Source organism: Rhizobium sp. BK251 (genome assembly GCF_004345245.1).
GTDB lineage: Bacteria > Pseudomonadota > Alphaproteobacteria > Rhizobiales > Rhizobiaceae > Rhizobium.
This window is the reverse complement of sequence record NZ_SLUQ01000001.1, coordinates 43561-55356: the sequence shown is the minus strand read 5'-3', so window position 1 is coordinate 55356 and position 11796 is coordinate 43561. Positions and strand designations below refer to the sequence as shown.

General features: G+C 62.7%; 11 protein-coding genes. 9 read left to right on the top strand and 2 right to left on the bottom strand.

The features are described 5' to 3' along the window. Positions 1-132: 132 nt before the first annotated feature. From EV286_RS00275 to EV286_RS00255, 5 genes are all read left to right on the top strand, one after another. Positions 133-543 (top strand): hypothetical protein, encoded by a 411-nt coding sequence (locus EV286_RS00275; RefSeq protein ID WP_132955689.1) that lies wholly within the window; start codon positions 133-135, stop codon positions 541-543. An 84-nt stretch (positions 544-627) separates the two neighbouring features. Then, complete coding sequence (locus EV286_RS00270) at positions 628-1275, top strand: response regulator transcription factor (protein ID WP_132954999.1); 648 nt, start codon at positions 628-630, stop codon at positions 1273-1275. A gap of 142 nt (positions 1276-1417) precedes the next feature. Continuing rightward, entirely contained in the window at positions 1418-2083 is a 666-nt protein-coding gene (locus EV286_RS00265) for a helix-turn-helix transcriptional regulator (RefSeq protein WP_132954998.1), read from the top strand. Positions 2084-2096: 13 nt separating this feature from the next. Beyond that, the gene (locus EV286_RS00260) at positions 2097-2819 is read left to right on the top strand and encodes a thermonuclease family protein (protein ID WP_132954997.1); all 723 of its coding nucleotides are present in this window, start codon (positions 2097-2099) and stop codon (positions 2817-2819) included. Positions 2820-2899: 80 nt separating this feature from the next. Continuing rightward, positions 2900-3310, top strand: coding sequence for a tellurite resistance TerB family protein (locus EV286_RS00255; protein WP_132954996.1), 411 nt, complete (start codon positions 2900-2902; stop codon positions 3308-3310). Between the two features lie 3 nt (positions 3311-3313). Here the strand turns inward: EV286_RS00255 and EV286_RS00250 are convergent, their stop codons facing one another. Next, positions 3314-4189, bottom strand: a complete 876-nt coding sequence (locus tag EV286_RS00250; protein ID WP_132954995.1) for a transporter substrate-binding domain-containing protein — start codon at positions 4187-4189, stop codon at positions 3314-3316. A 65-nt stretch (positions 4190-4254) separates the two neighbouring features. Between EV286_RS00250 and EV286_RS00245 the strand changes: the two genes are divergently transcribed. The 3 genes from EV286_RS00245 (at position 4255) to EV286_RS00235 (ending at position 8872) form a co-directional block, all read left to right on the top strand. Next, positions 4255-6168, top strand: a complete 1914-nt coding sequence (locus tag EV286_RS00245) for a glycosyltransferase family 2 protein (protein ID WP_132954994.1) — start codon at positions 4255-4257, stop codon at positions 6166-6168. Positions 6169-6413: 245 nt separating this feature from the next. Next, positions 6414-8396 carry a methyl-accepting chemotaxis protein gene (locus tag EV286_RS00240; RefSeq protein WP_132954993.1) on the top strand — a complete coding sequence of 661 codons (1983 nt, stop codon included), beginning with the start codon at positions 6414-6416 and terminating at the stop codon, positions 8394-8396. Between the two features lie 158 nt (positions 8397-8554). Continuing rightward, positions 8555-8872, top strand: coding sequence for a DUF1236 domain-containing protein (locus EV286_RS00235; protein WP_132954992.1), 318 nt, complete (start codon positions 8555-8557; stop codon positions 8870-8872). A 102-nt stretch (positions 8873-8974) separates the two neighbouring features. Here EV286_RS00235 and EV286_RS00230 read toward each other — a convergent pair whose 3' ends face one another. Beyond that, complete coding sequence (locus EV286_RS00230; RefSeq protein WP_132954991.1) at positions 8975-9928, bottom strand: hypothetical protein; 954 nt, start codon at positions 9926-9928, stop codon at positions 8975-8977. Between the two features lie 527 nt (positions 9929-10455). On the opposite strand from EV286_RS00230, the gene EV286_RS00225 reads away from it, so the two are divergent. Continuing rightward, on the top strand, positions 10456-11235 hold the full coding sequence (locus EV286_RS00225; protein ID WP_132955688.1) for an alpha/beta hydrolase: 780 nt from the start codon (positions 10456-10458) through the stop codon (positions 11233-11235). Positions 11236-11796 lie beyond the last annotated feature (561 nt).

Here is an 11796-nt window from a genome sequence, read left to right as displayed (position 1 = left end):
AACGGCGTCACCCACGGCTTTGCCGAAAAGGCGCGCCAATGTCCACGCCCGAGTGGCGAAAAACTTGCGGCCTGCGCCAATCTGGCCGACGATAGCCGGACCGGCGGACAGCAAATTCGGGAGGATAGGATGATGAGAGCTATCGCAACCGGCCTCGCAGCGCTTCTCCTGCCGGCGGCGGTCCTTGCCGCCGAACCGGGTGGGGAGCGCTTCCAGCTGGAACGCAGCGGCGACAACTTCGTGCGCCTCGACAAGCAGACGGGCGCGATGTCGATCTGCGCGCCGAAGGACGGCGAACTCGTCTGCCGCATGGCGGCCGACGAACGCGCCGCCTATGAGGACGAGCTCGACCGGCTGTCGGCACGCGTGGCGACGCTCGAAAAGGCCGTCGGCGAAGGGGCCGGCAAGGGCCAATTGCCGACGGATGCCGAGGTCGACCGGACGCTCGGGATCATGGAACGGATGATGCGCGGCTTCATGGCGATCGTGCGCGAGCTGCAGGGAGAAGGGGAAAACGACAAAATTTTACCGCAGAAAACCTGATTTGATGTATATCAGGGAGGTCTCAATTGATGCTGGTATCATCGGAGAGAATGAAATGATCGAACTCTTGGGAGGGGGTTTTCGATGACAGAGCAGACAATCATTATCGCCGACGATCATCCGCTTTTCCGCGGTGCGCTTCGACAAGCGGTGAGCGACATGGGCGGCAATTGGCGGATCGAGGAGGCGGGAGACTTCACGGCGGCTCGCGAGGCCGCGGCACGTCATCCCGAGGCAGATCTCATGCTGCTCGATCTTGCAATGCCCGGCATCAGCGGCTTTTCCGGCCTGATGTCGCTGAGGGCAGAATTCCTTGGCCTTCCCATCGTCATCATCTCCGCGACCGACGACGCGACGACGATCCGCCGTGCGCTGGAGCTCGGAGCGTCGGGCTTCATTTCAAAGTCGGCAGGCATCGACGACATCAGGCAGAGCATCCAGGCGGTCCTCGCCGGCGATATCGCGACACCCACATCCTACCAGGGCGGGCAGGAGCAGGATCCCGACGTCGCCGACCTCATCCACCGCCTGCACACGCTGACGCCGCAGCAGGGCCGCGTCCTGACCATGCTGGCGGAAGGACTTCTCAACAAGCAGATCGCCTATGAACTCAGCGTCTCCGAGGCGACGATCAAGGCACATGTCTCCGCCATCCTTCTCAAGCTCAACGTGGACAGCCGCACGCAGGCGGTGATCCAGCTCGGCAAGATCAACATGGCCATGGTCGCATAGGCGGACGCTTTCTGTCCCAGCGCCTTCGGAACGGGAGGAAGAGGATTTTATTCCTTTCCATCTCTTTACTCGCGCGCAAGCGTCGGCTAATCTCCGCGGAGATATTCGAGAGGGCGCCGACAGGCCCGGGACGCAGGCGACGATGCTGTCACACGATCAGATATGGGAGGCGATCGATCGGCTTGCCGAGCGGCATGACCTGACGCCTTCCGGTCTTGCGCGGCGGGCAGGCCTCGATCCGACGTCCTTCAACAAGTCGAAGCGGCTCGGCCCGGACGGACGGCTGCGCTGGCCCTCGACGGAATCGATTGCCAAGGTGCTGGAGGCAACGGGCGCCAGCATGGAACAGTTCCTGAGCTTCATGCGCCCGGCGGGCGCCGGCTCGGCCCTGCCGGACGGGGCATTTCCGCCGCAGGCTGGCTCCATCCCCCTGCTGGGCTTCGCCCAGGCGGGTGCCGGCGGCTTCTTCGACGACGGCGGTTTTCCGGCGGGACAGGGATGGGACGTGGTAGAGTTTCCGGCCGCCCCTTCCCGCAAGGCCGGCGTCTACGCGCTCGAAGTGCAGGGCGACAGCATGATGCCGCTCTATCGCGACGGCGACGTCCTGATCGTCGAGCCCGGCGCGCAGGTGCGTCGCGGCGACCGCGTAGTTGTCAAGACCCGGGAGGGCGAGGTCATGGCCAAAGTGCTGCTTCGCCAGAGCGCCCGATCGATCGAGCTCATGTCGCTCAATCCGGACCATCCGAACCGGGCGCTCGAGCTTGCGGATGTGGAATGGATCGCCCGGATCATCTGGGCAAGCCAATAGGAAAGTTTTCTCCATGCGCGCGACAGCCGTCTTCACCGGATTAGGGGGAATGGCAGCGGTCGCAGTGCTGCTCACCGTGGGCGAAGCGCATATCCAGCGTGCCTCGAGCGACCCGCAAATGGAGAGCGCCGTGGGAGAGCCGACGAGCCTTCAAGATGGGCAGCGAACCCTAGAAGAGAGCGCACCCGCGAATGCGGGAACCGCAGCTCCCGCCAATGCGCCGGCGAGTGGGCAACCGGCCTCACCGATCGAGACCGCACAATCCTCCTCCCCGGCGAGCCCTCCCACGACGGGAACGGGCGGTACGCCGCCGACGAGCAGCAAGGCCGCGGCAAGCAGCAACAAGGCGGTCGAACTTCCCAGGCCGACGGTCGAGGAGGCCGGCATCCTTGTCTTCGGCGAACGGCGCCTGCAGATCAAGGATATCGTCCCCACCGAGCCGGACAAGATATGCACCGGCGAGGACGGCAATTCCTGGCCCTGCGGCATGATGGCAAAGACGGCGCTGCGGCTCTTCCTGCGCAACCGGACCGTCGCCTGCGACCTGCCGAGCGCCGACTGGCGGGGGACGGCCAACGCGGGGTGCAACATCGGCGAGCAGAGCATTGCGGCCTGGCTTGTGCAGAACGGCTGGGTCGAGGCCGTTGCGGGGTCATCGCTTGCCGGTCTCGGCGACGCGGCACGGCAGGCGCGGCATGGAATCTACGGCAACGATCCGCGCCGAAGGCGGCCGTAGCCTGAAACAGACGCCGGGCGCTCTTGCTACGCGCCGCTCCAATCCCTACGTTCGGCTGCATCAAGGAGGACATTGCCAGCATGAACAAGCCGCTTTCCACCCACGAAGCCCTGATCTACGTCATGGTGATCGCGTCCGCCGTGGACCGCACGATGAACGACTTCGAGCTTTCCCGCATCGGCCAGCTGATCCAGGTGCTGCCGGTCTTCGAAGATTTCGACGAGGAGAGGCTGATCTCCGTTTCGAGGGACTGCGCGGTGTTGCTGAACGGGCCGGAAGGGCTGGATATCGTCCTCGAGATCATTCGCGACACGGTGCCCACGCGGCTCTATGACACGGTCTATGCGCTCGCCGTCGAGGTGGCATCGGCCGATATGAGCGTCAAGGCGGAAGAACTGCGCCTGCTCAGCCTGCTGCGCGATCGTCTCGGCCTCGACAAGCTGACCTGTGCAGCGATCGAGCGCAGCGCCATTGCGCGCTACCGCAAATAGACCTCAGTAAAGTCCGTTCGGGAAATAACGCAGGTAGATTTCCTGCAACCTTCCATTGCGAGAAAGCGCCGCAAGGGCATGGTCTATCGCGGCCGTCAGCACATCGTCCTTCTGGCGCAGCATGATGGTCATGCCCTCGCCCAGAAAACGCTCGGACATGTAAGGCCCGTCGAAGAGCGTGCAGCATTTCTCCGATGCCGGCGAGGAAACCCAGAAGGACAGTTGCAGTCCATCGGCAAAGGCCGCGTCCACCCTGCCCTCCTTCAGCGCCGTCAGCATGTCGTTCCTGTCTTCGAACGAGACTGGTTTAACGGCCGGAAAGAAGGTCTTCAGCATTGTCTCATGCACCGTGTTGCCGACGACGCCGACCGGGCGCCCGGCGAGGGAGGCAGCAGTGGTTGCGGCCGGCGCCTTGGAGTTGAGCACGAAGCGCGCCGGCAGCATGAGGAAGGCCCGGGAGAAGGCGAAGTTCTTGCGCAGTTCGGGCGTGACGGCGACGCCGGCGATAACGGCATCACCCTGGGAGGCGGCCAGCGCACTCTCCAGGTCCGCGAAAGGCAAGGCCTGGATCTGGCATTTCTCGGCGATATCCAGTTCGGAGCAGATCTCCCGTGCCAGGTCGATGTGAAAGCCGGCGAGCTTGCCCGTCTGATCGGTGAAATTGAAGGGCGGGAAGTCGACGGACGTCAGGAAGCGCAACCGGACGATGGAGGACAGGTCCGGCTTTGCGAGCCTTTCCCTGGAATCGAAAAGCAAAGGCAGTGCCGGCTCATCGGCAGGCTGGGCCCGAAGTGGTGTACTGCTAAAGAATACAACCAAAATCGCGCATAACGCGAATATTCCACTAAAATCTAGGGGTGCAAGACGCGAATGCTGCATTATGATCCGACCTCGGGGTTAGGCATGGGGGAGCGTCACCGCCTAGGTGACGGTGTATCAGAGTCATGCGCATCGGGGAATATGAGGGGCGAGCCGCCACGGCGGCCGACGACGAACTGTATCTGCAAACAGGCGCCGGCGAGACGCCGGAGACGCTCTGTCCTCAATCAGAGATAGCGCTCCTGCGCGAACTCGGCATCGGAAAGCCGAGCATCGAAGCAGCGGCGCGGAAGGCCGAACGCTACGGCACCAGTATCGAGAGCGAGCTCCTGAGCAGCGGTCTCGTGACGGAAAGTTCCTACTATGCAGCGCTCGCGCGGCTGCTTCGACTGCCCTATGTCGAGCGGATCGGCGACAATCTGATCAAGGACAGTGCGCGTCTGGATCAACAGCTGCTGCGTCCGTCGATCGTGCGCCTCAACCACTCGCGCAAGGCACTGACCGTCATCGTGCCGGAGGCGCGCAAGGTATCCCATCTGCGGCGCCTCCTCGCCCAGCTTCCGGAGCTGCGAGACGCGATCGCGATCGCCTCGCCATCCACGGTGCGCGGGGCCGTCTGGACCGCCGGAGCCGCCCGGCGCGTACGAGATGCGGTGAACAGCCTTTTCGAGCGGCAGCCGCGTTTCAGCGCTCGCGTCGTCTTTTCAGGCAAGCAGGGATTCTATGCCGGAATTAGCTGCAGCCTTCTCGTGGCGGCGCTGGCGACGAGCGGGCTCGCGCTGCTCACCCTGCACATCGCAATCTCGTCGCTCTATCTTGCAGCGCTGCTGCTGCGCATTCGGGCAGTGACCTTCAGGCGCCAGCGAACAACGCCTATGCCGGCCGCCGACGACGGGGAGCTGCCGGTCTACACCGTGCTGGTCGCCTGCTATCGCGAGGCAGAGGTGGCCGCGCAGCTCGTCAAGACGCTGAAGCGTCTGAACTGGCCTCCTTCTCGACTCGACATCAAGCTCGTCTGCGAGGCGGACGACCACGAGACGATCGACGCATTCCGCGCACAGGGCCTCGGTAATCACTTCGAAATCGTCGAAGTGCCGGCGATGAAGCCGCGAACCAAGCCCAAGGCGCTGTCCTACGCGCTCGCCGGAGCCCGCGGACGCTATGTCGCGGTCTATGATGCCGAGGACAGGCCGCATCCCGACCAGCTGCGCGAGGCTCATGCACGCTTTTGCGCGGCGCCCGAGGACGTCGCCTGCCTGCAGGCGCCGCTGATCATCGCCAATGGACGCGAATCCTGGATCAGCGCCCTGTTCTCGCTCGAATATTCCGCCCTCTTCCGTGCGCTGCTGCCGATGCTGGCGCGTAACCGGATGCCGCTGCCGCTTGGCGGCACCTCGAACCATTTCCGCAAGGATGTCCTCATTGCCAACGGCGCCTGGGACCCCTTCAACGTGACGGAGGATGCCGATCTCGGGATGCGGCTCTTCCGGCTCGGCTACCGGTCAGAGGTCATCAGCCGGCAGACGCTCGAAGACGCGCCGGTGACGCTGCGTGTCTGGACCGGCCAGCGCACGCGCTGGTTCAAGGGCTGGCTGCAGACATGGCTGGTGTTGATGCGCGACCCGGGCGGCCTGCGCCGCGAAATGGGGACGCGAGCCTTCCTGATCTTCCACCTGTTGATCGGCGGCATGCTGATCTCGTCGCTGGCGCATCCGCTGATGTTTGCCTTCGTCGTCCAGGCTGCAGTCGCCATGCTGGAAGCGCCCGCGGTCGGCATTCCGCTACGCGATCGCGTGCTCTTCGTCATCGACTTCGTCAATCTCTTCGGCAGCTACGCGACGTTCCTGGTGCTTGGGATGGCGGCGATGATCGAGCACGAGAAGCGCCAGATCGGCTGGCGCTGGGCCGCGGTACCGATCTACTGGCTCATGGTCTCCTTTGCCGCCTGGCGCGCGGTGCTGGAGCTGCGCACCAACCCATTCTTCTGGCACAAGACGCCGCATCGGCCCTCCGCGCAACTCGGCGCAAAGCCGAGCTGAAGGCGCAGGGAACGGCATCGGTCCGGCGAAAAGGCAGCTATTCGCTTTACCCTGTTAGGAGCCAGTTAAACAATATGGATTCTATTGGCCAGGACGACGCCGACCCTGCCGGGCCGACCGCATGAAGCATGGTTGTCACGCCTTTCCCAGAGGTATTGCCGAATGCGCCGCCACGCTGCGAATTTTTCGCGGCGCCCGGCTGCGTTTCGATCAAACGATTTAGCCAGACGATGGGTGACAGATCCATGCTCAAGCATTCCAAGATCCGAACGAAGATCCTCTCGGTCATCATCCTGCTCGGCGTCATTTCGCTCGCAGGGCTTTTCTACGTGTCCACGGAGTTCCGGCGCGCGGACGCCACCTATGGCACCTTCATCGACCGCGAGGCGACGGCTGCCATGCAGGGCGCGCGCGCCAACTCATCGATGCTATCCTCGGTGCTGCAGGCGAGCCTTCTCCTGAACTTCGAACCCGGCACGCCAGAATTCGAGGCGGCTGCAAAGGCCGCGAGCAAGTTCGGGCAGGCGCGGGACCGCATGAAGCAGGCCGCGGAACTCGTCCCCAGCCGGCAGGAGGCGCTCAACGAGCTGATCGCCGAGACGAACGAACTGGAGGCGCTCACGCAGAAGGCGATCGACCTGCACAAGGCCGGCGACGCGAAGGGCGCCGACATGGCGATCGCGGAGGTCAGCGAAAAGGTATCGGTCATCACGCCGAAAATGATCGCTAACAACGACATCATGATGAGCCTGCTGAATGATGGTGGTGATGCCCTCTCCGTCTCCGTGAATTCGCGTATCAACTGGTGCATAGGCGCCCTCGGCGGACTGGTCCTGCTCGTCATCGGGCTTGCGACCTATATCTCCCATGCGGGCATCACGCGACCGATGGCGCTCCTGCGCGAAAGAATGACGGCGCTTGCCGAAGGTCACACCGAGGCCGAGATCGACGGGCTCGACCGCCGCGACGAGATCGGCCAGATGGCTGCCGCCGTGTCCGTCTTCCGCGACAATGCGGTCGATCGGGTCCGGCTCGAGGCCCAGGCTGAAGCCGACCGGAACATCTCCGAAGGCGAACGCCGTGAAAGGGAAGGCCAGAAGGCCGCGGAGGCCGCCAATCTGCAGCGCGCCGTCCAGGCCCTGGGTGACGGCCTGCAGCGTCTTGCGGAAGGCGACCTCGCATCCCGCATCGAAACGCCTTTCACCGAAAACCTCGAAGCGCTGCGGCAGGACTTCAACAATTCGATTGCCAAGCTGAACGAGGCCATGCGTGCCGTCGGCAGCAATGCCCGGGCGATCGGCGCCGGCGCCAACGAGATCCGTTCGTCGGCCGACGAGCTTTCGAGACGCACCGAGCAGCAGGCCGCCTCCGTGGAAGAAACGGCCGCTGCACTCGAGGAGATCACGACGACGGTCAAGGATGCGGCACGGCGCGCCGAAGAGGCAAGCCGGCTCGTCGGCCGCACGCGGACCGGTGCCGAGAAATCCGGCGAGGTCGTCCGCAAGGCCGTCGACGCCATGCACCTCATCGAGCAGTCTTCCGTCGAGATTGGCAATATCATCGGTGTCATTGACGACATCGCCTTCCAGACCAACCTGCTTGCTCTCAATGCCGGCGTGGAAGCGGCACGCGCGGGCGAAGCCGGCAAGGGCTTTGCCGTCGTCGCACAGGAAGTTCGCGAGCTCGCCCAGCGCTCCGCCAATGCGGCGAAGGAGATCAAGTCGCTGATCACCAACTCCGCGACGCATGTCCAGACAGGCGTTTCGCTGGTCGGCGAGACCGGCAAGGCGCTCGATGCGATCGTATTGGAGGTCCAGGAGATCAACCAGCATGTCCACGCGATCGCAGAAGCATCGCGCGAGCAGTCGACCGGGCTCCAGGAAATCAACACCGCGGTCAACACCATGGACCAGGGTACGCAGCAGAATGCCGCGATGGTCGAGGAAAGCACAGCCGCCAGCCACACGCTCGCCAGCGAGGCCTCCGCGCTGACCGCCCTGCTCGGCCAGTTCAAGCTGACCGGCACCGATGCCATGGCTGCTCCCGCCGCTCCGACGGCTGCCCGCAGCGTCTTCCGGCCGGTCGTTTCCGCGCCGGCGCCGGTGCGCAGCGTGGCCGATGGCAAGGCTCGCCCTGCCCCTTCACCGGCACGCGCCCTCGGCCAGAAGCTTGCCAACGCCTTCGGTGGCGCAGCACCCACCAAGGAAGCGGACTGGACGGAGTTCTGATCCTTTACGGAGCAAGCCCGAACTAACCAGGAAGGCGGGGCGATATCGTCCCGCCTTCATTCGTTGGCGACGGCTCGCGGTCCCGGCCAGCGGCAGGAGGGGTGGAACCATCCCGCGGTACGCGTGTTCATCCACGGGGAGCGCCAACGGAGGAAGATATGAAAACCATTCTTGTCGCCTCGGCGATCGTGCTGAGCTTGTCGTCGTCTGCCTGGACGCAGCAGAGCGTCATCATCACCGATCCGGCGACCACCGGCTCAACTGTGATCGTGCCGGGCGAAGTACGCACCTACGTGACGCGACAGAGCGTTCCCTCGGTGGTCTATGATGGCGATATCATCGTCGGCACGACCCTGCCGGACAGCGTCGAACTCCATGCGGTTCCCGACGCCAGCGGCTACGGCTATACGATCGTCAACGAGCGCCGGGTGATCGTCGATCCCGGCACGCACAGGGTCATCGAGATCATGGAATGAAGCCGCGAAATACGCGACGGGGCTCCGTAAGTGGCGGAGCCTTTCACATTTCTTGGCAATGAGAATCCCGGAGAAGCTGGGCGGCTGACGGCATCCCGTCGTCTACTGCAGCACTTTGACCAACTCCTCCCAGGAGTTGACGCCGAGTTCTCTGTAGATAGCCGTAAGATGCTTCTTGAGAGCTTCCTTGCTGACCCCGGTTGAGTTCAAGCAATCGGCACGCGAGCCACCCTCCGCTGCAATGAGCGCGATAGAACGCTGCAAGGGCGACAGGGAGAGATTGAGGATATTCTGGATCGTCTTCAGGCGTCTCGGCACCTCCATTTCGAGCGAAATGAGAACCTGGCTTGCAACGCCGGCGTTCGGTTCATTCATGCGTGCGGCAGTCATCCGAAGCCGCCCCCAGGGTATGTCCAGAATGTCATGAGTTACCGCCGAACTTTCCAGGCGAAGACAGAGTTCTTCCGCAAAGCGCGGCGGCAATGTGATTGATTCCGAGCGGCGCACGTCCTGGCCAACGATTGCACAAGCCTCCAGAAGCTTGGAGGCTTGGCCACACATCGCAAGCAGGCTCCTGCCGGAAGGATCGACAAGCAGGTGACCGGGCAGATCCGATCGCTCCCATCGTCCCTCGGCTAGCTGGGACTCGATGGCGCGTTGAAGATGGGGCTGAGCCTGCAGCAGGTAAGATTCGTCACCCCGCTTGAACTGTTTTCGCGGTCCACGGAATAAGACGACCACGGCGCGCGGCCGATTTTCGATCTCGACTTTCAAATTCAGGTTATGGAGGTGGTCGCCGGCTTTCATCAACAGGCTAAAGGTCTTGGCGCAAAAATAGTCACGTCTCGGATTCATCAATAGTCCGGAGGGCCGTTCATTATCGGTATCGGCCTCAGGAATGTTGTCGCCAAAAGGACTGCCAAAAAAACGGTCATAGTCATTGCCGAACAGTTCGATCGCGCAATCCGGCGTGCTCTCGTGGAACAGCCCAGCCGGCGTACCCTGGTCGTCCAGCCAGAACAGCAAAATGGCGTCGGCATCCAGCAGTTCACGCAATATCCGGGACACCGCAGGCGCAATCGGCCCAAGTCCCGCACCGGCACGGCAGAGCAGATCAAGTTCATGCCACTTGCGTTTGTTCCTGTAACTCATAGCTATTGTCCGATTGGTGGCGGCTCTTGTAGAAAACTGATGTTATTTGTAGTAAATTTCTGTGTGAGCCTTCGCTAATCATATAAAAATCCAAATATTCAAGTTCAATTCACGAATATAAGAATTACAAATATTTAAATCTTAATCGATTTATACGAACAATGCTCGCATCTCCTACTTCGACGATTTAATCGGAACGTCTGCGCGTTGCAGGCTCGATATGTCGTGGAACGGCTGTCTGGTGTCGGATCCGTCGTGGTTACGTTTGCATTCCGAGAGCACGACGCTGTCATTGCCGCCAGCAACAGTGACTGCAGCAGAAGCCTCCAAGACGTCGCTGCTGACACTCAAATATGTCGTTATCCGGCGCTGGCCGCTGTGCCAGCGCGAGACGCCTTAGTCGCCAGTTTCAGCTATTTCAAAAGGTCAGGATTATGCTCAATAGACGCACCTTCTCCGCCGCCCTGCTTGCGGGTGCCGCCGCCTCCCTCGTGTCGACGCGCGGCATGGCCGCTCCTGCTGCGCCCGTCAAGGCGCGCAACATCGTCCTCGTCCACGGGCTGTTTGCCGACGGCTCCTGCTGGTCCGAGGTGATCGGCCGGTTGCAGGCCCAGGGGTTCAACTGCACCGCGGTGCAGAACCCCTTGACGACGCTGCCCGAGGCCGTCGCGTCGGCCCAACGCGTGCTCGACCGACAGGACGGCCCGACGGTGCTGGTCGGCCATTCCTTCTCCGGCATGATCGTCACCGAGGCCGGCATCCATCCGAATGTCTCGGCCCTGGTCTATGTCGCGGCCCGGGCGCCGGACGCCGGCGAGGACTATGCCGCACTCGCCAAGACCTATCCGACGCCGCCGGCGACGGCCGGCATCGTCTTCGACGGCGACGAGGGACGATTGGGCGAGGAGGCCTTCCTGCGCGACTTCGCCGGCGACCTGCCGGAAGCGAAGGCCAAGGTGCTCTATGCCGTCCAGGAGCCGTTCCACAAGGCGCTGCTCGCCGGCAAGACGGCGAATGCCGCCTGGCGGTCGAAGCCGAGCTTCTATGCCGTCTCAACAGAGGACCGGACGATCAATCCTGATCTCGAGCGCTTCATGGCCAAGCGTATGGGTGCCAAGACGATCGAGGTCAAGTCGAGCCACCTCTCGATGATCTCCCATCCTGATGTAATCACCAACCTGATCATCGAAGCCAGCGGCCAGCAGGCCTGACAGTCCGGCTGCGGGGTGGCGCGAAAGGGCCGCTCCGCGATCACGTAATCGTCTCTTGACGCAGAAGACCATCGGGGTTTCGGGTAAGCCCTGTGGAGCTGCGAAACAATGCTGATGCCCCGACCGGCTCGGGCACAGAGTACAGGGCACATTCCACGCCGGGCAGTCGCCGCCGACAATCTCTGATCGAACTGACGACATGGTGCCAGCGGCGAAGTCGATATCCGCGTCAGCGAAATTTCATCCCTCCCTGGGGAATATTCTCGGCAGAAGCAAAGCAATAGAAGCTACTTCCGACTACCAACTCTGATTATCAAGCCACCGTCGATAAGACAGTTCCTTTTCATGCAAACCTGCGCCCGCGGCTTGTCACGCCTTGTCGGTGACAGCAGTCGCATCCTTGCCTGCTATTGGAGCCCCTCGCCATGTCGCCAGTCTTCAACCAGCCAAGCTGCTCCCGGCAGACAAGACTTGGACTTGATGCTGTACCTTGACCCTCGCTTGGCGCTTGCCGCCTGACGCGTGCCGGTTGCTTCCCATCAACCCATTCTGAGCGATGCC